The sequence below is a fragment of the Amycolatopsis sp. NPDC049688 genome, assembly GCF_040674975.1.
Lineage (GTDB): Bacteria > Actinomycetota > Actinomycetes > Mycobacteriales > Pseudonocardiaceae > Amycolatopsis.
On the sequence record NZ_JBFANY010000001.1, the window covers coordinates 1229481 to 1252573 of the forward strand.

The 23093-nt window shown below is 71.8% G+C and carries 26 protein-coding genes; 16 read left to right on the plus strand and 10 right to left on the minus strand.

Annotation, left to right across the window (positions count from 1 at the left end):
- Positions 1–4: 4 nt before the first annotated feature.
- From AB0J55_RS05245 to hisG, 5 genes are all read left to right on the plus strand, one after another.
- A complete protein-coding gene (locus AB0J55_RS05245) occupies positions 5–667 on the plus strand; it encodes an HAD family hydrolase (RefSeq protein WP_364243034.1) in 663 nt (220 codons plus the stop codon).
- A 58-nt stretch (positions 668–725) separates the two neighbouring features.
- Positions 726–2186 (plus strand): AlkA N-terminal domain-containing protein, encoded by a 1461-nt coding sequence (locus AB0J55_RS05250; protein WP_364243037.1) that lies wholly within the window; start codon positions 726–728, stop codon positions 2184–2186.
- 17 nt (positions 2187–2203) lie between these two features.
- Positions 2204–2689 (plus strand): methylated-DNA--[protein]-cysteine S-methyltransferase, encoded by a 486-nt coding sequence (locus AB0J55_RS05255; RefSeq protein WP_364243040.1) that lies wholly within the window; start codon positions 2204–2206, stop codon positions 2687–2689.
- 103 nt (positions 2690–2792) lie between these two features.
- Complete coding sequence (locus AB0J55_RS05260) at positions 2793–3056, plus strand: phosphoribosyl-ATP diphosphatase (RefSeq protein WP_285996397.1); 264 nt, start codon at positions 2793–2795, stop codon at positions 3054–3056.
- A gap of 32 nt (positions 3057–3088) precedes the next feature.
- Positions 3089–3934, plus strand: a complete 846-nt coding sequence (gene hisG, locus AB0J55_RS05265; RefSeq protein ID WP_364243043.1) for an ATP phosphoribosyltransferase — start codon at positions 3089–3091, stop codon at positions 3932–3934.
- Between the two features lie 48 nt (positions 3935–3982).
- Here hisG and AB0J55_RS05270 read toward each other — a convergent pair whose 3' ends face one another.
- The 3 genes from AB0J55_RS05270 to AB0J55_RS05280 all read right to left on the minus strand — a co-directional run bounded on the left by AB0J55_RS05270 (position 3983) and on the right by AB0J55_RS05280 (position 6676).
- The gene (locus AB0J55_RS05270; protein ID WP_364243045.1) at positions 3983–4921 is read right to left on the minus strand and encodes a ParA family protein; all 939 of its coding nucleotides are present in this window, start codon (positions 4919–4921) and stop codon (positions 3983–3985) included.
- 64 nt (positions 4922–4985) lie between these two features.
- Entirely contained in the window at positions 4986–5777 is a 792-nt protein-coding gene (locus tag AB0J55_RS05275; protein WP_364243048.1) for a thioesterase family protein, read from the minus strand.
- Positions 5777–6676 carry a RecB family exonuclease gene (locus AB0J55_RS05280; RefSeq protein ID WP_364243051.1) on the minus strand — a complete coding sequence of 300 codons (900 nt, stop codon included), beginning with the start codon at positions 6674–6676 and terminating at the stop codon, positions 5777–5779. Before AB0J55_RS05280 ends, AB0J55_RS05275 begins: the two co-directional genes overlap by 1 nt.
- 281 nt (positions 6677–6957) lie before the next feature.
- Between AB0J55_RS05280 and AB0J55_RS05285 the strand changes: the two genes are divergently transcribed.
- The gene (locus AB0J55_RS05285; protein WP_364243054.1) at positions 6958–8109 is read left to right on the plus strand and encodes a site-2 protease family protein; all 1152 of its coding nucleotides are present in this window, start codon (positions 6958–6960) and stop codon (positions 8107–8109) included.
- 150 nt (positions 8110–8259) lie between these two features.
- On the plus strand, positions 8260–9090 hold the full coding sequence (locus AB0J55_RS05290; protein ID WP_364243056.1) for a tRNA (adenine-N1)-methyltransferase: 831 nt from the start codon (positions 8260–8262) through the stop codon (positions 9088–9090).
- A 4-nt stretch (positions 9091–9094) separates the two neighbouring features.
- Here AB0J55_RS05290 and AB0J55_RS05295 read toward each other — a convergent pair whose 3' ends face one another.
- Complete coding sequence (locus tag AB0J55_RS05295; protein ID WP_364243059.1) at positions 9095–9541, minus strand: hypothetical protein; 447 nt, start codon at positions 9539–9541, stop codon at positions 9095–9097.
- Between the two features lie 13 nt (positions 9542–9554).
- A complete protein-coding gene (locus AB0J55_RS05300) occupies positions 9555–10487 on the minus strand; it encodes a hypothetical protein (protein ID WP_364243062.1) in 933 nt (310 codons plus the stop codon).
- Positions 10488–10855: 368 nt separating this feature from the next.
- Here AB0J55_RS05300 and arc point away from each other — a divergent pair, with 368 nt between their 5' ends.
- Entirely contained in the window at positions 10856–12658 is a 1803-nt protein-coding gene (gene arc / locus AB0J55_RS05305) for a proteasome ATPase (RefSeq protein ID WP_176169477.1), read from the plus strand.
- A gap of 49 nt (positions 12659–12707) precedes the next feature.
- Here arc and AB0J55_RS05310 read toward each other — a convergent pair whose 3' ends face one another.
- A complete protein-coding gene (locus AB0J55_RS05310) occupies positions 12708–13634 on the minus strand; it encodes a DMT family transporter (RefSeq protein WP_364243065.1) in 927 nt (308 codons plus the stop codon).
- Positions 13635–13710: 76 nt separating this feature from the next.
- Between AB0J55_RS05310 and AB0J55_RS05315 the strand changes: the two genes are divergently transcribed.
- Complete coding sequence (locus tag AB0J55_RS05315; protein ID WP_364243068.1) at positions 13711–14535, plus strand: DUF3626 domain-containing protein; 825 nt, start codon at positions 13711–13713, stop codon at positions 14533–14535.
- On the opposite strand, the gene AB0J55_RS05320 is transcribed toward AB0J55_RS05315, so the two are convergent.
- Entirely contained in the window at positions 14524–15399 is an 876-nt protein-coding gene (locus AB0J55_RS05320) for a TIGR03620 family F420-dependent LLM class oxidoreductase (RefSeq protein WP_364243070.1), read from the minus strand. The genes AB0J55_RS05315 and AB0J55_RS05320 overlap by 12 nt on opposite strands.
- A 66-nt stretch (positions 15400–15465) precedes the next feature.
- On the minus strand, positions 15466–15804 hold the full coding sequence (locus AB0J55_RS05325) for a metalloregulator ArsR/SmtB family transcription factor (protein ID WP_364243073.1): 339 nt from the start codon (positions 15802–15804) through the stop codon (positions 15466–15468).
- Positions 15805–15850: 46 nt separating this feature from the next.
- Between AB0J55_RS05325 and AB0J55_RS05330 the strand changes: the two genes are divergently transcribed.
- Genes AB0J55_RS05330 through AB0J55_RS05340 form a run of 3 tightly spaced genes read left to right on the plus strand, consistent with a single transcriptional unit; the run spans position 15851 to position 17789 of the window.
- Entirely contained in the window at positions 15851–16189 is a 339-nt protein-coding gene (locus tag AB0J55_RS05330) for a hypothetical protein (protein WP_364243076.1), read from the plus strand.
- Positions 16186–17121, plus strand: a complete 936-nt coding sequence (locus AB0J55_RS05335; RefSeq protein ID WP_364243079.1) for an aldo/keto reductase — start codon at positions 16186–16188, stop codon at positions 17119–17121. The genes AB0J55_RS05330 and AB0J55_RS05335 overlap by 4 nt, the downstream gene beginning before the upstream one ends.
- Before the next feature lie 53 nt (positions 17122–17174).
- Complete coding sequence (locus AB0J55_RS05340; protein WP_364243082.1) at positions 17175–17789, plus strand: hypothetical protein; 615 nt, start codon at positions 17175–17177, stop codon at positions 17787–17789.
- Here AB0J55_RS05340 and AB0J55_RS05345 read toward each other — a convergent pair.
- Positions 17780–18298, minus strand: a complete 519-nt coding sequence (locus AB0J55_RS05345) for an NUDIX domain-containing protein (protein WP_364243085.1) — start codon at positions 18296–18298, stop codon at positions 17780–17782. The two genes, AB0J55_RS05340 and AB0J55_RS05345, sit on opposite strands and share 10 nt — an antisense overlap.
- A gap of 41 nt (positions 18299–18339) precedes the next feature.
- Here AB0J55_RS05345 and dop point away from each other — a divergent pair, with 41 nt between their 5' ends.
- The 4 genes from dop (at position 18340) to prcA (ending at position 21932) form a co-directional block, all read left to right on the plus strand.
- Complete coding sequence (gene dop, locus AB0J55_RS05350) at positions 18340–19842, plus strand: depupylase/deamidase Dop (RefSeq protein ID WP_364243088.1); 1503 nt, start codon at positions 18340–18342, stop codon at positions 19840–19842.
- Between the two features lie 86 nt (positions 19843–19928).
- Positions 19929–20123, plus strand: a complete 195-nt coding sequence (locus tag AB0J55_RS05355; protein WP_003075646.1) for a ubiquitin-like protein Pup — start codon at positions 19929–19931, stop codon at positions 20121–20123.
- Positions 20124–20231: 108 nt separating this feature from the next.
- Positions 20232–21086 carry a proteasome subunit beta gene (prcB, locus tag AB0J55_RS05360; protein ID WP_364243091.1) on the plus strand — a complete coding sequence of 285 codons (855 nt, stop codon included), beginning with the start codon at positions 20232–20234 and terminating at the stop codon, positions 21084–21086.
- Between the two features lie 54 nt (positions 21087–21140).
- On the plus strand, positions 21141–21932 hold the full coding sequence (gene prcA, locus AB0J55_RS05365) for a proteasome subunit alpha (RefSeq protein WP_364243094.1): 792 nt from the start codon (positions 21141–21143) through the stop codon (positions 21930–21932).
- Positions 21933–22295: 363 nt separating this feature from the next.
- Here prcA and AB0J55_RS05370 read toward each other — a convergent pair whose 3' ends face one another.
- Positions 22296–23072, minus strand: a complete 777-nt coding sequence (locus AB0J55_RS05370) for a class I SAM-dependent methyltransferase (RefSeq protein ID WP_364243096.1) — start codon at positions 23070–23072, stop codon at positions 22296–22298.
- Positions 23073–23093 lie beyond the last annotated feature (21 nt).

Consider the following 23093-nt stretch of genomic DNA (forward strand, 5'->3'; position numbering starts at 1 on the left):
CACTGTGGACGGATTGGCCGCCGTGCTCTGGGACATGGACGGCACGCTCGTCGATTCCGAGAAGCTGTGGGACGTCGCCCTCTACGAAACGGCGGAGTGGCTGGGTGGCCGCCTCTCCGAAGAACAGCGGATGACGCTCGTCGGGTCCAACATGGACGACACCTCGGCGTACCTCCTCGAGGTGGTCGGCCTTCCGGCGACGCCGGAGGCGATCGCCTCGACGGGGGAGGAGATCCGCCGCCGCACGGCCGGGCTGTTCGACGACGAGCTGCCGTGGCGCCCGGGTGCGCGTGAAGCGTTGACGGCGGTGCGCGAAGCGGGCCTGCGCTCGGCGCTGGTCACCTCCACCGAACGCGACCTGACCGAGCTGGCGCTGAACACGATCGGCCGGGACTTCTTCGACGTCACCGTGTGCGGTGACGAGGTCGAAGGTCTGAACAAGCCGCACCCGCGCCCGTACCTCAAGGCGGCCGAACTGCTCGGCGTTTCGCCCGAGCGGTGTGTGGCGGTCGAGGACTCGCCGCCGGGCACGGCGTCCGCGGTCGCGGCGGGCTGCACGGTGCTGGTGATCCCGAACGACGTCGTGGTCGAAGCGGGGGAGCGGCGGGTGTTCCGCGACTCCTTGGCGGGCATCGACGTACCGGCTTTGGCGGCCCTGCTCGGCTGACCACGACCATGTCGCTTTTCCGCTAGCCCGGGTGGTCCGCGTCCGCGATGCTGATGCGGTGCATGAGGACTTCGAACGGTGCGTGCGGGCCGTGCAGGCGAAGGACGCCCGGTTCGACGGGTGGTTCTACTGCGCGGTCCTGACCACCCGGATCTACTGCCGGCCCAGCTGCCCGGTGGTGCCGCCCAAGCGGCAGAACATGAGCTTCTACCCGAGCGCCGCGGCCGCCCAGCAGGCCGGGTTCCGGGCCTGCAAACGCTGCCGTCCCGACGCGAGCCCCGGTTCACCGCTGTGGAACGAGCGCGCCGACCTCGTCGCGCGGGCGATGCGGCTGATCGCCGACGGCGTCGTCGACACCGAAGGCGTCCGGGGCCTCGCCGCCCGGCTCGGCTACAGCGTCCGGCAGGTCGAACGCCAGGTCTTCGCCGAGCTCGGCGCGGGCCCGCTGGCGCTGGCGCGGGCCCAGCGCGCGCAGACCGCGCGGACCCTGATCGAGACGACCACGCTGCCCATGACCGAGCTGGCCCTGGCCGCGGGGTTCGGCAGCATCCGGACGTTCAACGACACCGTCCGTGAGGTGTTCGCCCTCTCGCCGACCGAGCTGCGGCAGCGCGCGAAGGGCAAGCCGTCGGCGGCCGGGGCGCTCGTCCTGCGGCTGCCGTACCGGAAGCCGCTGTGCCCGGACAACCTCTTCGGGCACCTCGTCGCGACCGGCGTGCCGGGGGTGGAGGAGTGGCGGGACGGCGCCTACCGCCGGACGCTGCGGCTGCCGCACGGCCACGGCGTCGTCGCGCTGCGGCCGGAGGACGGCCACATCGCCTGCCGGCTCACCCTGGCCGACCTCCGGGACCTGCCGGCCGCGACCAGCCGGTGCCGCCGCCTGCTCGACCTCGACGCCGACCCGGTCGCCGTCGACGACCAGCTCGCCACCGACCCGCTGCTCGCCCCGCTCGTCGCGGCCGCGCCCGGCCGCCGCGTCCCGCGCACGGTCGACGGCGCCGAGTTCGCCGTCCGGGCCGTGCTGGGCCAGCAGGTCTCGACGGCGGCCGCGCGGACCCACGCGGCCCGGCTGGTCGTCGCGCACGGCGAACCGGTCGACGACCCCGAAGGCGGCCTGACCCACCTGTTCCCGTCGCCCGACGCGCTGGCTTCGCTGGACCCGGAGACCCTGGCCATGCCCCGTACCCGCCGTCGCACGCTGCTGACGCTGGTCTCGGCGTTGACGGACGGCCTCGACCTCGGCGCGGGCAGCGACTGGGAGGCGACCAGGGCGGCCCTGACCGCGTTGCCCGGGTTCGGGCCGTGGACCGTCGAAAGCATCGCGATGCGCGCGCTCGGCGACCCGGACGCCTTCCTCCCCACCGACCTCGGCATCAAGTACGCGGCGGAGACCCTCGGCCTCGGCGGCCAGGCCGCCGTCGTCGCCCGGTCCGCCGCGTGGCGCCCCTGGCGCGCCTACGCCACCCAGCACCTGTGGGCCACCGGTGACCACGCGATCAACCGGATGCCCGCGGCATGAACCCGACCGGAGGAACCATGCGATCCCACGCCGTCGTCGACAGCCCGTGCGGCCCGTTGACGCTGGTCGCCGAGGGCGGCGCCCTCTGCGGCCTCTACATGGTCGACCAGCGCCACCGCCCGGACGAGCTGACCTTCGGCTCGTCCGACCCGGGCGGGGACGTCTTCGCCCGCGCCGAGGCCGAACTGAAGGAGTACTTCGCCGGGCAGCGCCAGGAGTTCGAGGTACCGCTGGTCTTCGCGGGCACGCCGTTCCAGCAGCTGGTCTGGGCGGAACTGCGCAAGATCCCGTACGGCACGACGATCTCGTACGGCCAGCTGGCCGACCGCCTCGGCAAGCCGGCGGCATCGCGGGCGGTCGGCCTGGCCAACGGCAAGAACCCGATCGGGATCATCGTCCCGTGCCACCGGGTCGTGGGTTCGAACGGCTCCCTCACCGGCTACGGCGGCGGGCTCGAGCGCAAGCGGTACCTGCTGGACTTCGAGCAGGGCGCGCTCTTCTGATTCCCAACCCGTGGGAAACACCGTCCACGTGCGTGTGAGATGGGCGGCATCCCCGGCGGGCCGGGGCGGCGGGCGGCGGCCCGGGATGGAAGGATTCCGGACTGTGAAGACCTTCGATGAGCTGTTCGCGGAGCTTGCCGAGCGCGCGCGTACCCGTCCCGACGGGTCCGGCACCGTCGCCGCCCTCGATGCCGGGGTGCACGCCCAGGGCAAGAAGGTGCTGGAGGAAGCCGGCGAGGTGTGGATCGCCGCCGAGCACGAGTCCGACGAGCGCCTCGCCGAGGAGATCTCCCAGCTGCTGTACCGGCTTCAGGTGCTGATGCTCGGCCGCGGCCTGTCGACCGAGGACGTCTACCGCTACCTGTGACGGGTCGCTCTGACAACGAGGAGAAAAGCGAAATGCTGCGTGTTGCCGTGCCGAACAAGGGAGCCCTCGCCGCCGCGGCGACGGAGATGCTCGGCGAGGCGGGCTACCGGAAGCGGCATGAGCAGCGCGACCTGACCGTGCTCGACCACGTCAACGAGGTCGAGTTCTTCTTCCTGCGGCCCAAGGACATCGCGATCTACGTCGGCTCCGGCGAGCTCGACCTCGGCATCACCGGCCGCGACCTCGCGCTCGATTCCGGCGCCCCGGTCGAGGAGATCCAGGCGCTGGGCTTCGGCGGTTCGACGTTCCGCTACGCGGCGCCGGCCGGCCGGGACTGGAAGCCGGCCGACCTGCACGGCAAGCGGCTGGCGACGTCGTACCCGCGGCTGGTCCGCGACGACCTCGCCCGCCACGGCGTCGAGGCCGAGGTGATCCGCCTCGACGGCGCGGTGGAGATCTCGATCCAGCTCGGCGTCGCGGACGCGATCGCCGACGTCGTCGAGTCCGGCCGGTCGCTGCGGCAGAACAACCTGGTGGCCTTCGGCGATCCGATCTGCGTGTCGGAAGCCGTGCTGCTGCAGCGCCGCGGGACCGAGCAGAGCAAGGCGAAGACGCAGCTGGCCGCACGGCTGCGCGGGGTCGTGTTCGCGCAGCAGTACATGATGCTGGACTACGACTGCCCGCGGACGCTGGTGGAGCGCGCGATCGCGATCACGCCGGGCCTGGAGTCGCCGACGGTCGCCCCGCTGGCCGACGAGGACTGGGTGGCCGTGCGCGCCATGGTGTCGCGCAAGAAGGTCAACCTCATCATGGACGAGCTGGCCGAGGTCGGCGCGAAGGCGATCCTGGCGTCGGACATCCGCTCCTGCCGCCTCTGACGCACACCCGTCGTGGGTGGTGAGGCGGGTGGGAACCCGCCTCACCACTCACGACCGGGGACGGTTGGGTTTCTTCGGCAGCAGGTCGTAGAGGCCCTTGCGGGCGCCGTTGTCGTTGACGTTGCGGGCCACCGCGACCTCCGAGATGAAGTCCTCGAAGACGAACTCCTCGTCGGCCGGGACCACCGCCGGGGCCGCGTTCTCCGCCAGGTAGCCGTCCAGGGTCTCCGCGATCTCGCGGAAGGACAGCGCTTGCAGCGTCTCCGGCGCGTACGTCGTCACCGGGACCCCGTGCGCCGCCGCCTCGTTCATCACCACGCCCAGCGGCAGGTGCGACAGCATCGGGATGCCGAAGTCGTACATCTCCTGCAGCGCCGCGGCCGCGTAGTGCGAGATCGGCCGCCGGTACAGGCTCGGCACCAGGCCGAACCAGGACAGCGGCTGGCGTCCTACGGTCTGCTCGACGTACCGGACCTGGTCGGCCAGCAGCCGCAGCGCGCGGATGCTCGTCTTGTCCGGCTGGACCGGCACCAGGATGCCGTGCGAGGCCGCCAGCGCGTTGTTCGTCAGCACGTCCAGCGCCGGCGGGCAGTCGATGACGCAGTGGTCGTAGTTGGCGAACTGGATGACCCGGGCGAGCTGCCAGCCCGGGACGCGGAACGAGTCGAGCCGCCGGATCAGGTCGAACATCCCCGGTGACGTCGGCACGACGTCGAGCGCGCCGCCCTTGCCGAGGTTGCTGCGCGGGTGCGGCACGACGAGTTCCTCGATCGGGCCCTTCCACGTCTTGGCCAGCGCCTTCGCCAGGCTCGGCTGGTCCGCGGCGACCTCGGACAACCCGAGCATCTCGGTCGTCGCGTGGCCCTGCGGGTCGAGGTCGACCAGCAGCACCCGCCGGCCCCGCTCGGCCAGTGCGGCCGCGGTGCCGACGCTCAGTGAGGTCTTGCCGACCCCGCCTTTCTGGTTGACCACCGAGGTGATCTGCATGCCCGAGCGCTCCTCAAGTCGGTCGTTCCGCGAAGGTTATTGGATGCGGGCCCGTTGTGGGTGGCTATCCGCCCCCGGCCTGTCGCGGCCGGACCATCAGCGCCTGCGCGCCGGTGGCCACCGGGCCGTCGCCGTCGTGCAGGATGCTGGTCGCCGTGCCGATGCCGTGCCTGCCGACCAGCGTGACCGCGTCCAGGCCGATCCACTCGCCCGACGGCACCCGGCGCAGGTGCACGGTGAGTTCCGAGTTGATGAACCACCACTGGCGCGGGTCGAGGTAGTTGGACACGCCGTTGCCGGAGTCGGCGACGGCGAACAGCCGCTGCAGCCCGCTCGGTTCCTCGCCGTCGACCAGCGGGACCCGCTGGCGGGCCCACACCGCCGCCGGGCCGGGCACGTCCATGCCGCCGCGCACCGCGCGCCACTCCACCGCGTCGAGGTAGCCGCCCTGCCACCCTTCCGGCCACGGCGACTCTTCGACGCTGCCGGGCCCGGGCAGCAGCGGGCCGGCGTCGGTGCCGACCTCCGCCGTGTCGGACGTCGCGATGCGCCACGCCGACGCCCGCGCCACCACCCGCTCGGCGCTCGCCAGTTCGGCCTGCAGCAGTTCGACCGACCGGCCCGGCCGCTCGATCCGGGCCCGCACGGTGAGTTCCGCGACCGGTGCCGGGCCGAGGATCTCCACGGTGACCCGCGCGAGTTCCGCCGGGTGCGCGGATTCGACGTTTTCGAGGGCCCGGACCAGCAACGCCGACGGCGGGCCGAAGTGCTGGGCGTCCGGGGTCCAGGGCCCGGCGGTGTGCGCGGTCGCGGTGAACCGGCCGTCGCCGAGCGGGACGTAGAAGGCGTCGGCCATCAGTCGGCCCGGTCCAGCGGCGTCTCGTCGCCCGCGTCGGGCTCCGGCCAGCCGGGATATTCCGGTGGCGTGCCGCCGTACTCGGGGCAGTGCGCCTGGTGGTCGCACCAGTTGCACAGCTTGCTCTTGTTCGCCCGGAAGTCGCCGGTCCTGCCCGCTTTGAGGATGGCCTGCCAGATGGCTTCCAGCGTGCGCTCGAAGCGCAGCAGCTCGGCTTCGTCGGGCGTGTAGGCCAGCGACTGGCCGTCGGTGAGGTACATGAGTTTCAGCTGGCGGGGCACGATCCCGCGCAGCCGCCACAGCACCACGGCGTAGAACTTCATCTGGAACATCGCCTTGGCCTCGCCGATCTCGCGCGGCGCGGCACCGGTCTTGTAGTCGACGACCCGGATTTCGCCGGTCGGCGCGACGTCGAGCCGGTCGATGTAGCCGCGCAGCAGGACGCCGGAGCCGAGCTCGATCTCGACGTGCAGCTCGCAGGCCTCGGGTTCGAGCCGCCGCGGGTCCTCGAGTTCGAAGTAGGCGTCCAGGAGCTTCTCCGCCGAGCGCAGCCAGTCGGCGTGGTCTTCGGGTTTCCCGCCGTCGAACAGCTCGGTCCACTCCGGACGGTCCGCGGACAGGTCGGTCCACGCCGGGCCGAGCAGCTCCCGCGCCTGCGCCGGGACGCGCTCGGCGGCGGGCAGCGCGAACAGCCGCTCCAGGACGGAGTGCACGAGCGTGCCGCGTAACTGGGCCTTCGTCGGGACCTCCGGCAGCCGGTCGACCGCGCGGAACCGGTAGAGCAGCGGGCACTGCTTGAAGTCGCTGGCCCTCGACGGCGACAGCGCGGGCCGCCGGCGCACCTCGGTGGCGACGGCGGAGGCTGGGGTGTCGGTGGTGACAGTGTCGGCGTCGGGCATGGGCAGAGCGTAACGCCGGGGTCCGACAGTTCCGGCGACCGCAACGCCCGCCGCCCCGCCCATCAGCACCCGGACGGCCGGTTCGCGTACCCGGACGGCCGGTTGGCGTACCCAGAGGGTCGGTTTGCGTACCCGGACGGTCGGGCACCGAGCCGACCTTCCGGGTACGCGAACCGACCCTCCAGGTACGCGAGGTGACTGTGCAGGTACGCGGGCCGGCCGGGCGACACCCGCCGACCCGGATCACCCGGGGCCCACACCCGGGGCTCTAGGCTCTCCGCATGGCCGCGACCAGTGAGCAGGGCACCGGGGGCACCCGGCAGGCCGTCCACCCGGACGGTGGCCTCGTGCTGTTCCGGGTCGCCGGGGTGCCGGTGCTGCTCGCCCCGTCCTGGTGGGTCGGCTCGCTGATCGTCGTCGTGCTGTACGCGCCGCTGGTCGGGCGGCTGCTGCCGGACGCCTCCAGCGGGACGTCGTGGCTGCTGGCCGGTGCCTTCGCGCTGCTGCTCGGACTGTCGGTGCTGGCCCACGAACTCGGGCACTGCCTGGTCGCGCTGCGGCTGGGGATCCCGGTGCGGCGGCTGCGCCTGTTCCTCCTCGGCGGCCTGTCCGAAGTGGCCCGCACCCCGAAGCGCCCCGGTGACGAAGGCCTGGTCGCCGCGGCCGGGCCCGCCGTGTCGCTGCTGCTCGGCGGCTTCTGCGGCCTGCTGATGTTCGCCGTCCCCGCCGACGGCGCGGTCTGGCTCCTGATCGGCGAGTGCGCGGTGGCGAACCTCGCCGTCGGCGTGTTCAACCTGCTGCCCGGGCTGCCGCTGGACGGCGGCCGGCTGGTCCGCGCCGGTGTCTGGGCGGTCACCGGCATCCGCGCGAAGGGCACGCGGGCCGCGGTGGCCGGCGGGGCCGTCGTCGCCGCGGGGCTGCTCGTCTGGGCGCTGTGGGGCCTGGCGACCGCGAGCCCGGACCGCTGGCTGCGGCTGGGCGTCTGCGTCGTGACGGCGTGGTTCGTGATCCTCGGCGCCCGCTCCGAGCTGGCCGCCGAGGCGCGCCGCACGTGGCCGGAGGGGCTCGTCCTCGGCGAGCTGGTCCGGCCGGTGCTGCAGCTGCCGGCCGAAAGCCCGGTGTCGGACGCGCTGGCCGCGTCGGCCGGCCGGGGAGTCGTGCTGGTCCGCGCCGACGGGGTGGCCGCCGGGCTCCTCGACGAAGGCGCGGCGGAGCGGCTCGCGGGCTCCTCGCCGCACGCGCCCGCCGAACTGGCCGCCGAGCCGATCCGGGCCGAAACCGTGCTGCTGGCGTCGGAGCCGGGCGAGGACGTCATCGAGCGGGTCCGCGAAACCGCCGCGTGGCAGTTCCTCGTCGTCGACGACGAGGGCCGCCCGGCGGGCGTGCTGCGCCGGGACGACCTGCGCGCCGCGATGAACCGCCGCACCCGCTGAGGCCGGGCCCCGGACGGCCTGCGAAGATCTGTCGTCGGCCATTCGGGGTCACCGATCCGGCCCCCGAGCAGTAAGTGACCTTGCCGCGAAAGTCATCCGGCCGTGGCTGTGGCTGGATGGGTGACGAGCAGCACAGTACAGGAGGAAGTGTTGTCGGTCAGCGGACCGTTTCGCGCGGGTGATCGGGTGCAGTTGACCGACTCGAAGGGGCGGCACTACACCCTGACCCTGGCCGACGGCGGTGAGTACCACACCCATCGCGGCGCCCTCGCCCACGACGACCTGATCGGCAGGCCCGAGGGCTCGGTGGTGACGTCCGCGGGCGGGTCGACGTACCTGGCGCTGCGCCCGCTCCTGCCGGACTACGTGCTCTCGATGCCCCGCGGCGCGCAGGTGATCTACCCGAAGGACGCGGCGCAGATCGTGATGTGGGGCGACATCTTCCCCGGCGCGCGCGTGCTCGAGGCCGGCGCCGGCTCCGGCGCGCTGACGTGCTCGCTGCTGCGCGCGGTCGGCCCGGCCGGGCACGTCCACTCCTACGAGATCCGCGACGACCACGCCGAACACGCCGAGCGCAACGTGGTCAAGTTCTTCGGCGAGAAGCCGGCCAACTGGTCGCTCACGGTCGCCGACCTGGCCTCGCACGAGGGTGAGGTCGACCGGGTCGTGCTGGACATGCTGGCGCCGTGGGACCAGCTGCCGAACGTGGCCGCCCACCTGGTGCCGGGCGGGGTGCTGACGGTCTACGTCGCGACGGTCACGCAGCTTTCGCGCGTCACGGAGTCCCTGCGCGAGCAGCAGTGCTGGACCGAGCCGGAGTCGTGGGAGACGCTGATGCGCCCGTGGCACGTGGTGGGCCTGGCGGTGCGGCCGGACCACCGGATGGTCGCGCACACGGCGTTCCTGCTCACCGCGCGGCGCCTGGCCGACGGCACCGTGTCGCCGCGCGTGTCGCGCCGGCCCAGCAAGGGCAAGGGCTGAGCCGCTAACCCGGCACGCACCAGCGGCCGTTCTCCTTGTGCAGCGGGAAGGGCGTGTCCTTCGTGCCGCCCGCCGCTTCGACGTGCACCTTCGCCGTCGCCGACTCGCCGCGCAGTTCCGGGGGGCCCGTCAGCTTCGCCGTGACCGGGCCGGCCGCGTCCCACGTGCGCTGCAGGCCCGCGAGGGCCTCGGTGCTCTGCGGGCGGCAGGTGAGCTTGCCGAACGCCGCCGAGTCGTGGCGGGTGATGGCGTCGACGATCGCGCGGGCCAGCACGGCCACCGCCGCCGTGTCGGCCTCATCGGGGGCGGCGGGTGCCGACGGGCGGGGCGCGGCCGGCGGGCTCGGGGCCGCGGGCGGGGCGCCCGTCGGCGCGACGAGCACCAGGCCCAGCACCACGCCCGCGGCGGCCACGCCGAGCAGCACCAGCCCGGCGGTGAGCGCGCGGTTCACCGCCGACGGGTGCTCACGAGCCGTCCGCCTTGACGTTGGACAGGCACCACAGCCCGGATTCCTTCTGCGCCGACATCGTGCCGACCTTCGTCTTGCTGCCGTCGGTGGCCGAGTAGCGGACGGTGGCCTTGTCGCCGGTCTCCTGCGGGTCGCCGGTCAGCTTGACCGTCACCTTCGGGATCTGGCCGGTCGTGCCCTCGTAGACGCTCCGGCAGATGACGTCGCCGAGCGCCTTCTCGTCACCGGCGTTGTACGCCGAAATCGTCGAATCGAACAGCTCCTGCGAACTGCCCTTGCCGCCGGGGGCCGGGCCGCCCGCGGGCTTGCCCGTCTTCGACGTCGGGCTGGCCGGCGCGGTCGTATTCGGCTTCGGGGTCGACGCCTTGGGTGCGGACGTCGGCGCCGCGGAACTGCTGCTCACGGGCGGGGCGGCGGTCTGGTCGTCCTTGCCCTGGGTGAGGACGAACGCCGTCACGCCGCCGCCGACGAGCAGCACCGCGGCCGCGGCGAGGCCGACGATCAGGCCGGTTTTCTTCTTCTTGGGCGGGGGAGCGTCGCCGAAGCCGCCGCCGTACTGGTCGAACCCGCCGTAACCGGCCTGCGGCGGCTGGCCCCACTGGTCCTGCTGCCCGTACTGGGGGTAGCCCTGCTGGGGCTGAGAGCCCGTCTGCGGCGGGTAACCGCCCTGGCCGGGCTGGTCGTACGGCCCCGGCCGGCCGAACTGCTGGGTGCCGCCCTCGTAGCCGCCGGGCTGCCCGTACTGCTGGGTGCCGCCTTCGTACGGGCCGGGCTGGCCGAACTGCTGCGTGCCGCCGTAGCCGGGCTGGGGCTGGGGTCCGCTCTGGGGGTATCCGCCGGGTTGCGGCTGACCGTACGGCCCGGGCTGCTGCCCGTAGCCGCCGGGCTGCTGGCCGTAGCCGCCCGGTTGCTGCGGCGGGTAGGTCATGAGTGGTGCCCCCTAGCGTTCCCTCGAAAGCGCCCGGCCGTCGGGGCCGGGTTGCGCGTCGCCCGATGCTAGCCACCGGCCCGTCCTGCCGCGCGGTTAGGGCGGAACTGGCCGGAATTGCCCGCTTCCCCGGCCGGGGTTGGGCCGTCCGTGGGCGGGGTACTCCCGACGTGCTTGCTTCATCCCGGCCCGGCCGGACCCGCGACACACCGGCGCCACGGCACCGAAATGGCCGCTTGCGCTGGGGGAATGTCCGTGCTGGGGGCGGCAGGCAAACCGCGACGCGCCGATCTTGTGATCCGGAAAGGCCTTTTCTTGTCGGTGATCGCCGGTACCGTGGAATGAAAAGCACTCCGAGGAGGTGCCCGATGCATCATGACCTTCCCGGAGGTCGGCGCGAGGAGGCCGACCCTTCAGCAACATCAGGAGCTGGGACGACGGCGGACGAGCAGGCTCGGCAGATCCGTTTTCTCGAGGAAGAAGTGGCGCTGCTGCGCCGCAAACTGACGGACTCGCCACGGCAGAACCGGGTTCTCGAACAGCGGCTCGCCGAGGCCTCGGAAAGGGTGAGCCAGCTCACCGAGCGCAACACCAAACTGGTCGAAACCCTGCGCGAAGCGCGAGGACAGCTCCTCGCCCTCCGCGAGGAGGTCGACAGGCTGGCCCAGCCACCGTCCGGCTACGGCGTCTTCGTCGAGGCGTACGAGGACAACACGGTGGACGTCTTCACGGCCGGTCGGAAGATGCGGGTGTCGGTTTCGCCCGCGGTCGAGATCTCGTCCCTGCGCCGCGGCCAGGCGCTGCGGCTCAACGAGGCGCTCACCGTGGTCGAGGGCGGCGGTTTCGAACGCACCGGTGAGGTGTGCGCACTGCGCGAGGTGCTCGCCCCGGACGTCGAGGGCGGCAGCCCCCGTGCGCTCGTGGTCGGGCACGCGGACGAGGAGCGGGTGGTCCTGCTCTCCGACCTGCTGGCCGAACAGCCGCTCAAGCCGGGCGACTCGCTGCTGGTCGACTCCAAGGCCGGCTACGCGTACGAGCGCGTGCCGAAGGCGGAGGTCGAGGACCTGGTGCTGGAGGAGGTGCCCGACGTCCGCTACGAGGACATCGGTGGCCTCACCCGGCAGATCGAGCAGATCAGGGACGCGGTCGAGCTGCCGTTCCTGCACGCCGACCTGTATCAGGAGTACCAGCTGCGGCCGCCGAAGGGTGTCCTGCTCTACGGCCCGCCGGGCTGCGGCAAGACGCTCATCGCCAAGGCGGTGGCGAACTCGCTGGCCAAGAAGGTGGCCGAGGCCCGCGGCGACGCGGCGGACGGGAAGTCCTACTTCCTGAACATCAAGGGCCCCGAGCTGCTCAACAAGTTCGTCGGGGAGACCGAGCGGCACATCCGCCTGATCTTCCAGCGGGCGCGGGAGAAGGCCTCCGAGGGCACCCCGGTGATCGTGTTCTTCGACGAGATGGACTCGATCTTCCGGACCCGTGGGTCGGGCGTGTCGTCCGACGTCGAGACCACGATCGTGCCGCAGCTGCTGTCGGAGATCGACGGTGTCGAGGGCCTGGAGAACGTCATCGTCATCGGCGCCTCCAACCGCGAGGACATGATCGACCCGGCGATCCTGCGGCCGGGCCGGCTCGACGTCAAGATCAAGATCGAGCGTCCGGACGCCGAAGGCGCGAAGGACATCTTCTCCAAGTACCTGGCCGAAGGCCTGCCGATCCACGCGGACGACCTCGCCGAGTTCGGCGGCGACGCCAAGGCGACGTTCGACGCGATGATCCAGCACACGGTCGAGCGCATGTACGAGGAGAGCGACGAGAACCGGTTCCTCGAGGTGACCTACGCCAACGGGGACAAGGAGGTCCTGTACTTCCGCGACTTCAACTCGGGCGCGATGATCCAGAACATCGTGGACCGGGCGAAGAAATCGGCGATCAAGTCGGTGCTGGAGACCAAGCAGCCGGGTCTCCGCGTGCAGCACCTGCTCGACGCGATCGTCGACGAGTTCGCGGAGAACGAGGACCTGCCCAACACCACCAACCCGGACGACTGGGCCCGGATCTCCGGCAAGAAGGGCGAGCGGATCGTCTACATCCGCACGCTCGTCACCGGCAAGAACCAGGACTCGGGGCGGGCGATCGACACCGCCACGAACACCGGTCAGTACCTGTAGTTCGCAAAGCGCGATGGGCGGCTGCCGCGGCAGCCGCCCATCGGCGTGTCTAGCGGCGGATCAGTTCGGCGTCGGCGGAAGTTGAGCGACGAAGGCGCAACTTCCCGTGGGCCGCCAGGATTCCCGCGATCACCAGCAGCGCTCCGGCCGGCTGGTTCCAGCTCACCGGTTCGCCCAGCACCAGCACGCCGAGCAGCACGCCGACCACCGGCGTCAAGTACGTCACCGCGGAGGCGTTGGCCGCGCCCCAGGCGGCGATGATCCGGGTGTTCCAGGCGTACGCGATGCCGGTGCCGAAGACGCCGAGGGCGATCATGCTCGCCACCACCGGCAGGTCCAGGTGCACGGGCGTCGCCGCGATCGCCGGGGCCAGCAGGCCCAGGATCACCGTCGCCGACACCGTCTGGCCGAAGGCGACGACCACCGGATCCGTCCCACGAGGTGAGACGAACCGGCGCAGGTACACGAAACACGCGCCGTAGCACGTGGTCGCGCCGAGGCAGGCCAGCTGGGCGGTCAGCTGGTGGGACACGTCGATGCCGTGCCACACCCCGACGATCGTCAGCACCCCGAGGAACCCGAGCAGCAGGCCGAGCACGCGCGGCGGCGTGAACCGCTCTTCCGGCAGCGCCGCGGCCGCGAGCAGCATCGTGATCAGCGGCGTCGTCGCGTTGAAGATGCTGGCCAGCCCGGACGGAATGTACTGCTCGGCCCACGAGAACAGCAGGAAGGGGATGACGCACAGCAACACCGACACTGCCGCGAGGTGCCCCCACAGCACGGGATCGCGGGGGAGCGGCCGCCGGCGCACCAGCAGGATCGCCCCTAGTGCCAGCGCGCCCAGCGCAACCCGCCCCAGGGCGACCTGGGCCGGGGAAAGCCCGCCCAGACCGACCTTGATGAACAGGAAACTCGCACCCCACACGATCGCCAGCAGCGCGAACCGCACCGTGACCCCGAAATCCGCCCGTCGCATGGCCGCAGTCAAGCCCGCGAGCCACCCGGGAAGCCAGTGGTTTTCCGACGCCGCGTTGTGTATAACGATCTATACCATGGGGCAGAGATGGCAAGCAGCGGTCCGGTACGTCGCCGCCCGGGCCGAGGGGCCGCCGTTGCCGGAGGACCTGGACGTCACGGTCCACTTCCACCCGGAGCGGCTGGTGGGGGAGGTGTCCCTGCTGCGGCATTGGCTGACCGACGGGCGGTACCGCTCGCAGTTCGAGACGGGCACCGGCAACGGCGGCTTGACCGCGCACCCCGGCGGCGCCCGGTGGCACTGGGAGCACCGGATGTTCGGCGGGATCTACGACGAGCTGCCGCCGTCGGCCCGCCCGAAGTACGGTTCGCTGAACCACCGCCGCCGCCCGGCAGGCGGCTCGGTCCGGTTCGGCTCCGCGCACTTCCGCCTCAAGCGGGAAGTCCGGCACCGCACGACGTTCTGCTACCCGGACAGCTTCCACGAGCCGGCGCACTTCGGCACCGCCGCGCACATGCCGCTGATCCCGCTCGTCGAGGCGGACGCCCCCGACGAGCTCGACGACTACATCGAGGCCCACGTCCACGGCCCGCTCCGGCTGCCGGACGACGTCGCGGCCCTGGTGCTGGACCCGTCGTTCCGGGGTACCGACGTCGAGGCGGCGGCCGCGGGCTTCCGGTTCCCGACGTACTGGCACCACGGGTTCCGGCTCTCCGTGACGGCCCTCGCCGAGCACGCGGACTACCGCGGCGAGGACGTCGTGCGGGCCGGCGAGGACATCGCCGAGGACGGGTGGCTGGACGCCCGCGTCATCGGGGACGCCGTCCGCGCCGGCCGGCACGACCCCCAGGTGCTCAAGCGCGTGTGGCACTGCACCGCGCGCTTCGGGCTACGCGGGTAGCAGCGCTTCGGCCAGCCGGCGCCAGTAAGGCATGGCGCTGGTCCCGGGCTCGACGCCGATCACCTGGACGCCGACGTGGTCGGCGCCGGCGTCGAGGTGACCGCGCAGCTTCGCGGTGATCGTGTCGAGGTCGCCCCAGAACACGAGGTCGTCGACGAGCCGGTCGCTGCCGCGGTCGATGTCCGCCTCGGAGTAGCCGAGCCGCCGGAACTTGGCGATGTTGTACGGCGTGGTGAGGTAGGGGTGCAGGTGGGCGCGGGCGATCTCCCGCGCCTTGGCCGGATCGGTTTCGAACAGCACGGCGTGCTCGACGCCGAGGAACGGTCCGGCGCCGAGGATCCCGCGTGCCTGGGCGGTGTGGTCCGGGGTGACGTGGTAGGTGTGCGCGCCTGCCGACCGGTCGCGGGCCAGCTCCAGCATCTTCGGGCCGTAGGCCGCGAGGATCCGGCGCATCGGGGCGCGCGGTGCGGGGTTGACCTTCGTGTCGGCGTCGAGGGCGTCGAGGTAGCCGTTCATGGCCTGGAGCGGCTTCGCGCCGGGCTTTCCGGCACCGAAGCCGAGACCCAGGAGGTGACGGTCGGGGTAGGCGTCGGCCAGCAGCAGGGCCGCGCCACGGGTCCACTGGGCTTCGCGGGACCAGATCTGCGCGATCCCGTTGACGACGGTGAGGCGTTCGGTGGCCGACAGCAGGAACCCGGCGTGCGTCAGGGCCTCGCGCCCCTCGCTCTCCGGGATCCAGACCGCCGGCCAGCCGAGTTCCTCCAGTTCCTGCACCGAATCCCGGATCAGGCCGGCCGGCTGGTCCTCGAAGTCGAACGTCCAGATGCCGTAGCGGCCGAGCCGCAGGTTCTCGATCATGCCCATGCATCGAAGTATCGCAGATTTTCGATATGAAAGTCGACGGGGGGTGCCGGGTGAGGGGGAGGGGGATCAGAGGGAGTGGCCGAGGACCGCGACGAACTCGGCGATCCGGTCTTCGTCCCGCTTGTAGTGCGTCCACTTCCCGACCCGGGTGGCCCGGACCAGCCCGGCGCGCTGCAGCGACGCCAGATAGGCCGACACGGTCGACTGCGCGAGCCCCAGCTTCTCCTGGATGTGGCTCACGCACACCCCGACCTCGACCGGATCGGCGATCGCCCGGTCGACCGGGAAGTGCTGCTCGGGCTCCCGCAGCCACAGCAGCACCTGCAGCCGCACCGGGTTCGCGAGCGCCTTGAAGACGTCGAGCAGCTGCTCGACGTCGGGCTGGGATCGGGTGCGCGTCGTCATGTGTCGCTCCCAGTATATCGGCGTATAACGACCTATACTGCACGGCGTGAGCGAAGAAACCTCGCGGCCGCGCGCGCCGATCACCGAATCCGACGTCCTCGCCTGGCTGGAGACGACGGCCGCCGCCGTCGAGGCGGGGGAGGTGGGCGCCCAGGAGCTCATCGACCTGCTCGGCGAGCTGCGCCGCGCTTCCGCGGCCTGCGCCGACGCGTCGGACTGGCTGCTGCTCGCGGCGCGGGAAGGCGGCGCCAGCCTGCGTCAGATCGCCCCGGTCTTCGGCAAGGGCTACGTCCGGGCGCCGGCCGCGCGGCTCGAGAAGCTCCACCGCCAGGCCCAGAACGCGAGCCAGTGGCTGGCCATCCTGCGGCACAAGCAGACGGCATGAGCGCGGATCGCATCGCCCTCGGCCTGGCGGCGCTGGGCCGCCCCGCGTACATCAACCTGGGCCGCGAAGGGGCGCTGCCCCCGGTCCGGGACGTCGCTTCGATGCGCGCGGCGACCTTCGCGGTGCTCGACGACGCCTATGCCGCGGGTGTCCGGCACGTCGACGTCGCCCGGTCGTACGGGCGGTCCGAGGAGTTCCTGGCCGGGTGGCTCGCCGAGCGCGGGCCCGCCGACGTCGAGATCTCCAGCAAGTGGGGCTACGCCTACGTCGGCGGCTGGCGGCTCGACGCGGACGTGCACGAGGTCAAGGAGCACTCGGCCGCGCGGTTCGCCACGCAGTGGGCGGAAACCCTGACGCTGCTCGGGGATCGGGTGGGCCTGTACCAGGTGCATTCGCTCACTGTGGACAGTCCGTTGTTCACTGACGAGCCGCTGCTCGAAGCGCTGGCGGAGCTGGCCGCGAACGGGGTCGCGGTGGGGTTTTCGACGTCGGGGCCGGCGCAGGCGGACGCGATCGAGCGGGCGTTCGGGCTGGAAGTGGCCGGGCAGCCGGTGTTCTCCGCGGTGCAGTCGACGTGGAACGTCCTGGAGCCGTCCGCGGGTGCGGCGCTCGCCGTGGCGCACGCGGCCGGGAAGCGGGTGCTGGTCAAGGAAACCCTGGCCAACGGCAGGCTGGCGGTCGAAGTGCCGGCTGCCGTGCGCGACATCGCGGCGGCGCACGGCACCGGTCCGGACGCGGTCGCGGTGGCCGCGGTGCTGGCCAACGAGTGGGTGGACCGGGCGGTCATCGGCCCGGCGAGTCCGGCGCAGCTGGCGGCGAACCTGCGGGCCACGGCCCTGGACCTGACCGCGGCGGAACGGGAAGCGCTGGCCGCGCTCGCCGAGGAACCCGGGGCGTACTGGCGACACCGGTCCTCGTTGGAGTGGGACTGACCGGCTGCACTACCCTTCCCAGGCACGCCACGGACGACAGGAGGCCGGAGCAGGTGCGTCATCGGCAGGCGGTCGCCTTGGCCGCGGTCGCGTTGGTCGGCCTCACCGGCTGCGACGGGCCCGACCCGAACAACCTCGAGACGTACTACGACGACCCGGTGCCCACGTCCCCGGCGCCGGCTCCGGTGGTCACGGAAGCCCCGGTGAGCCCGGCGAAGGCGGCTCCGGCGACGCCGAAGGCGCCCGATCTCGGCGAACTCGCGCAGGGCGCGCTGCTGTCCGATGCGGACGTCGCCGAAGAAGGCGTGCAGCCCGCTTCCGGCGAGGCGTCGGGGTGCCTGACGGACGCGTCGGCGACCAGCCGGACCGCGACCTGGCGCTATCCCAGCGGTTCGGTGCTGAGCCACCGCGTCGCCGTGTACCCCGACCGTGCGGTGGCCGGGGTCGTCGCGGACGCGGACTGCGCGGGCCGGACGGTGAACGTCCCGGCCCAGCCCGGGGTCGAGCGGCAGCGGGCGTGGTGCGACGGCAAGACGTGCACGGTCTTGCTGGCGAAGGGAAGGCTCGTGTCCGGGCTGACCGTCTCGGCGAGCACGGAGGCCCGTGCGGTGGACGCGGCGAAGCGCCTGCTGCCGGCGATGGCGGCGAAGCTCGCGGCTCAGCCGTAGCGGCGGAACCATTCCTGGACGCCTTCGCGGCCGTCGGGGATGAAGGGCCGTTCGGGGGCCGGGTCGTCGACCCAGGCCCGGAGTTCGGCCAGGGGGATCCAGTGGCCTTCGACGATCTCTTCGGCCTGGTGGCGGATCGGGCCGTCCCAGCGGACCTCGAAGGCGAAGTTGTGGCAGCGGTTGCGGCCGTCGTCGTAGACCTTGGTGAACAGGGGGAGCAGTTCCACCCCCTGGACGCCGAGTTCTTCGGCGAGTTCGCGGCGGGCGCACTCGGCCGGGGTCTCGCCGGCGGCGACCACCCCGCCGGCCCAGCAGTCCCAGGTCGAGGGGAAGACGTCCTTGCCGGGGGTGCGGAGGTGCACGTAGACCGCGGTTCCGTCACCCGAACGGACCAGGACGACGCCGGCGGCGTGCCAGAGGGCCTCGGCGCGCACGCGGGCGCGGGTGGTGCGGCCGACGACCGCGCCGGCCTGGTCATAGAGGGCAACGAGTTCGTCACTGCCTGGCATGGGTGCATCGTTCCACTAGGGCGACCCCGTAGGGTGGTGACATGCGGCGGATCATGGGAACCGAAGTCGAGTACGGCATCTCCGTGCCGGGCGACGCGACGGCGAACCCGGTACTCACCTCCACCCAGGTCGTGCTGGCCTACGCGGCGGCGGCCGACATCCCGCGCGCCCGGCGGGCGCGGTGGGACTACGAGGTGGAGTCCCCGCTGCGCGACGCGCGCGGGTTCGACCTGACCGGCCCGGGCGGGCCGGGCCACGACCCGGACGTCGAGGACCTGGGCGCGGCGAACGTCATCCTGACCAACGGGGCGCGGCTGTACGTCGACCACGCGCATCCGGAGTACTCGGCACCCGAGGTGACGAACGCCCGCGACGCGGTCATCTGGGACAAGGCGGGGGAGCGGGTGATGGAGGAGGCCGCGATGAAGGCCGCCTCCGTGCCGGGGCAGCCCCAGCTGCAGCTGTACAAGAACAACGTCGACGGCAAGGGTGCGAGCTACGGCACGCACGAGAACTACCTGATGGCGCGGTCGACGCCGTTCACGGCGGTGATCGCGGGGCTGACGCCGTTCTTCGTGTCGCGGCAGGTGGTGACCGGCTCGGGCCGGGTCGGCATCGGCCAGCAGAGTGAAGAGGCCGGGTTCCAGCTCTCCCAGCGTGCGGACTACATCGAGGTCGAGGTCGGCCTGGAGACGACGCTGAAGCGCGGGATCATCAACACGCGCGACGAGCCGCACGCGGACGCGGACAAGTACCGGCGGCTGCACGTCATCATCGGCGACGCGAACATGTCGGAGTACTCGACGTACCTCAAGGTCGGGACGACGGCGCTGGTGCTGGACCTGATCGAGTCGGGCATCCGGTTCGACGAGCTGAAGCTGGACGAGCCGGTCAAGGCGGTGCACCAGATCAGCCACGACCCGACGCTGAAGACGCAGGTGGCGCTGGCGAACGGGAAGAAGTACACCGGCCTGGACCTGCAGTTCGCCTACCACGAGATCGCGTCGCAGAACCTGGAGCGCACGGGCGCGGACCAGGCGTCGAAGGAGGTCCTGCGGGTCTGGGGCGAGGTCCTGGACGCGCTGGCGCGGGACCCGCAGGAGTGCGCGGACCGGCTGGACTGGCCGGCGAAGCTGCGGCTGCTGGAGGGCTACCGGCAGCGCGACAGCCTGGCCTGGGGCGCGCCCCGGCTGCGGCTGGTGGACCTGCAGTATTCGGACGTGCGGCTGGCGAAGGGCCTGTACAACCGGCTGGTGACGCGCGGGTCGATGAAGCGGCTGGTGTCGGAGGAGGAGGTGCTGGCCGCGGTGACGACGCCCCCGTCGGACACGCGGGCCTACTTCCGGGGCCGGGCGCTGGAGAAGTACGCGACCTCGATCGCGGCGGCGTCGTGGGATTCGGTCATCTTCGACGTGGGCAAGGAGTCGCTGGTCCGGATCCCGACGCTGGAGCCGCTGCGGGGGACGAAGGCGCACGTCGGCAAGCTGCTGGACAACGCGGCGACGGCGGAGGAGCTCGTGGAGGCGCTCACCGGTTCGGACTAGGCGGGACGCACCAGCGATCGCGGCGTGACCCCGAATGTCGGGGGCGCTGGGTAGGCTAGGAAACATCAGCCACACCGGGAGGCGAGATGGCCCAGGAAAAGATCGAAAAGCACGGCGGTGGTGACTCCGACGAGGAGTTCGAGGACACCGGCGCGGCGGGTCAGGAGCGGCGCGAGAAGCTCGGCGAGGACGTGGACACGATCCTCGACGAGATCGACGACGTGCTCGAGGAGAACGCCGAGGACTTCGTCCGGGCCTACGTGCAGAAGGGCGGCGAGTAGCCGCTCGGGGCTTTCCGCCCTTGCCGACCGTTCAGCCGGCGGCCGGGGTTCCGCGTGGCGTCCTGCGCGCGGGGCTCCGGCCCGCACAGATGGGATTTTTGAGCACGTATGGACAACACCAGGGGCATCTCGGGTCCCGCGCTGCCCGGGGCGTACTTTTCGTCGGCGACGTCGTCGTTTTCGGACTTCCTGCGGGAGCAGGCGCCGGAGCTGCTGCCCCAGCGCCGGGTGGCGGCGGGTGCGGCGGAGCTGGGCGTGCCGCACGGGACGACGATCGTCGCGTGCACCTTCGCGGGCGGGGTGCTGATCGCGGGTGACCGCCGGGCGACGTCGGGCAACCTGATCGCGAGCCGCGACATGGAGAAGGTGCACGTCACCGACGAGTATTCGGCGGTGGGCATCGCGGGCACGGCGGGGCTGGCCGTGGAGATGGTCCGGCTGTACGCGGTGGAGCTGGCGCACTACGAGAAGATCGAGGGCGTTTCGCTGTCGCTGGACGGCAAGACGAACAAGCTGGCCGGGATGGTCAAGGCGAACCTCGAGATGGCGATGGCCGGGCTGGCGGCGATCCCGTTGTTCGTGGGCTACGACCTGGAGGCCGAGGACGCGAAGCACGCCGGCCGGATCGTGTCGTACGACGCCGCGGGCGGCCGCTACGAGGAGAACGGCGGCTACGCGTCGATCGGCTCGGGTTCGCTGTTCGCGAAGTCGGCGATGAAGAAGCTGCACGACCCGGACTCGGACGCCGAGGCAGCGGTGCGCGCGGCGGTGGAGGCCCTGTACGACGCGGCGGACGACGACACGGCATCGGGCGGCCCGGACCTGGTGCGCCGGATCTTCCCGACCGTCGTGACGATCACCGCGGAGCACGGCGCCGTGCAGCTGCCGTCGGCCGACGCGGCGGCGGTCGCGGAAGCCGTGGTGGCGGGCCGGATCGAGCGCCACCAGCGCCGGCTGTCCTGACCGCGGAGCTGAACCAGTGAACGTTGGAACACCGGAAGACCTGGAGCACACACCGTGACGATGCCGTTGTATGCCTCTCCCGAGCAGCTGATGCGGGAGCGTTCCGAGCTGGCGCGCAAGGGCATCGCGCGCGGCCGGAGCGTGGTGGTGCTGAAGTACGCGGGCGGCGTGCTGTTCGTGGCGGAGAACCCGTCGGCCACGCTGCACAAGGTATCGGAGATCTACGACCGGATCGGCTTCGCGGCGGTCGGGCGCTACAGCGAGTTCGAGAACCTCCGGGTGGCGGGCATCCGCCACGCGGACCTGAAGGGTTACCAGTACGACAGGCGTGACGTGAGCGCCAGGGCCCTGGCGAACGCGTACGCGGCGACGCTGGGCAGCATTTTCACCGAGCAGCTGAAGCCGTTCGAGGTGGAGATCTGCGTGGCCGAGGTGGCAGCGACCGCGGCGGAAGACCAGCTGTACCGCCTGACGTACGACGGTTCGATCTTCGACGAGCCGCAGTACGTGGTGATGGGCGGCCAGACGGACAAGATCTCGGCCAAGCTGAAGGAGACGTTCGAGGACGGCCTGGACCTGCAGGCGGCCCTGGGCGTGGCGGTGGCGGCGTTGCGCGCCCCGAGCCAGCCGGCCCCGGCATCCACCTCATCGGCCTCGTCCGCAGCATCGAACGCGTCGAGCAACGGCAACGGAGACGCGGACCCGATCAAGCTGGAGGTAGCGGTCCTGGACCGCGACCGCCCCCGCCGCTCGTTCCGCAGGCTGACCGGAGCGGCCCTGGACACGCTCCTCCCGGTCCCGGACCCGAAGGGCGAAGAGCCGGAAGGCAAACCAGAAGCGGAGTGAGGCAAGGAGGGCTGGCCTCCGGCCCCCGAGTTCCACTTTACCGGGAGCCACCGACAGTTTCCGGAGCGTAGCGAGCGGCAAGCCCCACACGGAGGGCACCAGCAAACGCAACCACTCGGCCAGACCCCCCCAGCCAACCCGATACGCAGCCGCATCAGCGGCCGACAGGCCGTGTCAAGGCACGCTTTCCCGCCTTGACACGGCCTGTCGGCCGTTGAACAATCCGGCGTTCGGGTCGGCGGGAGCCAATACGGAGGCACTAACTCCGGCAGAGACGGCCGCGGCAGAGACCCCCCGGCAGAGAAGGCCGCGGCAGAGATCCCCCCGGCAGATCACCCCGCGGCAGAGATCCCCCCCGGCAGATCACCCCACCCGCCGCGCAACAGCAAGCAGATGCGCACTGACATCAACAACCCGCGGATCCAATTCAGCAATCTCAGCAGCCCGCAAAGCCCCCTCAACCAGCTCCCCGAACCGCCCAAGCCCAGCAACATCCAGCGCAGCCCAAGCCGGACCCTCAACACCGTAAACGCGAACATCGCCAAACCCAGCGCCCGAAACCTCATCCCCCAGCTCAGCAGCGGTGTGCCAGTGCGTAGGCACAAACCCGACATGCCCGTCATACGCACCCGTCTCGATGACCGCCCGAATCCCCTCCACCCGCGGCAAGCTGAGCGTCCCCGCAGCAGCGGTCTCGAACAACGAGAGATACCGGCTGATACCCGCGGCAGCCAGCAACCCACCAGGCCGCAGAACCCGCCGCGCCTCCGTCAGAGCACGAGCCCGATCGGCGGCATCGACGAGGTGGTACAGCGGCCCGAGCAGCAGAACGGCATCAAACGCCGAGTCCGGCGAGGCGAGGTCGCGAGCATCCCCCACCTCACCAGTCACCCCGCGCAGCCTCACAGCCTGCCCGACATGGTCCGGAACGACATCGACGAGATGAACGGAGTGCCCATCGGCCACGAGCCACTCCGCGTGCACGCCGGTCCCGCCCCCGACGTCCAGCACCCGGGCGTGCCCGGGCAGGAAGCGCCGGAGCAACGCCCGGGTCCGCAGGTACTCGAGCCGCCCGTGCGGAGTCCGCGCGAGCCGGTCGTGCTCGGCCGGCCCGGTGCCGTAATGCGTGACGAGGTCCATGCTTCAGGATCTCGGACCCGG

Bases quoted from the DNA above. Each gene is read 5' to 3' on its own strand.
- AB0J55_RS05355 (WP_003075646.1), top strand. From the start codon at position 19,929: ATGGCCCAGGAAAAGATCGAAAAGCACGGCGGTGGTGACTCCGACGAG.
- AB0J55_RS05310 (WP_364243065.1), bottom strand. From the start codon at position 13,634: ATGCGACGGGCGGATTTCGGGGTCACGGTGCGGTTCGCGCTGCTGGCG.
- AB0J55_RS05315 (WP_364243068.1), top strand. From the start codon at position 13,711: ATGGGGCAGAGATGGCAAGCAGCGGTCCGGTACGTCGCCGCCCGGGCC.
- AB0J55_RS05280 (WP_364243051.1), bottom strand. From the start codon at position 6,676: ATGCCCGACGCCGACACTGTCACCACCGACACCCCAGCCTCCGCCGTC.
- AB0J55_RS05325 (WP_364243073.1), bottom strand. From the start codon at position 15,804: ATGACGACGCGCACCCGATCCCAGCCCGACGTCGAGCAGCTGCTCGAC.
- AB0J55_RS05270 (WP_364243045.1), bottom strand. From the start codon at position 4,921: ATGCAGATCACCTCGGTGGTCAACCAGAAAGGCGGGGTCGGCAAGACC.
- AB0J55_RS05255 (WP_364243040.1), top strand. From the start codon at position 2,204: ATGCGATCCCACGCCGTCGTCGACAGCCCGTGCGGCCCGTTGACGCTG.
- hisG (WP_364243043.1), top strand. From the start codon at position 3,089: ATGCTGCGTGTTGCCGTGCCGAACAAGGGAGCCCTCGCCGCCGCGGCG.
- AB0J55_RS05320 (WP_364243070.1), bottom strand. From the start codon at position 15,399: ATGGGCATGATCGAGAACCTGCGGCTCGGCCGCTACGGCATCTGGACG.
- AB0J55_RS05345 (WP_364243085.1), bottom strand. From the start codon at position 18,298: ATGCCAGGCAGTGACGAACTCGTTGCCCTCTATGACCAGGCCGGCGCG.
- dop (WP_364243088.1), top strand. From the start codon at position 18,340: ATGCGGCGGATCATGGGAACCGAAGTCGAGTACGGCATCTCCGTGCCG.
- AB0J55_RS05300 (WP_364243062.1), bottom strand. From the start codon at position 10,487: ATGACCTACCCGCCGCAGCAACCGGGCGGCTACGGCCAGCAGCCCGGC.
- AB0J55_RS05285 (WP_364243054.1), top strand. From the start codon at position 6,958: ATGGCCGCGACCAGTGAGCAGGGCACCGGGGGCACCCGGCAGGCCGTC.
- arc (WP_176169477.1), top strand. From the start codon at position 10,856: ATGCATCATGACCTTCCCGGAGGTCGGCGCGAGGAGGCCGACCCTTCA.
- AB0J55_RS05335 (WP_364243079.1), top strand. From the start codon at position 16,186: ATGAGCGCGGATCGCATCGCCCTCGGCCTGGCGGCGCTGGGCCGCCCC.
- AB0J55_RS05275 (WP_364243048.1), bottom strand. From the start codon at position 5,777: ATGGCCGACGCCTTCTACGTCCCGCTCGGCGACGGCCGGTTCACCGCG.
- AB0J55_RS05370 (WP_364243096.1), bottom strand. From the start codon at position 23,072: ATGGACCTCGTCACGCATTACGGCACCGGGCCGGCCGAGCACGACCGG.
- prcB (WP_364243091.1), top strand. From the start codon at position 20,232: ATGGACAACACCAGGGGCATCTCGGGTCCCGCGCTGCCCGGGGCGTAC.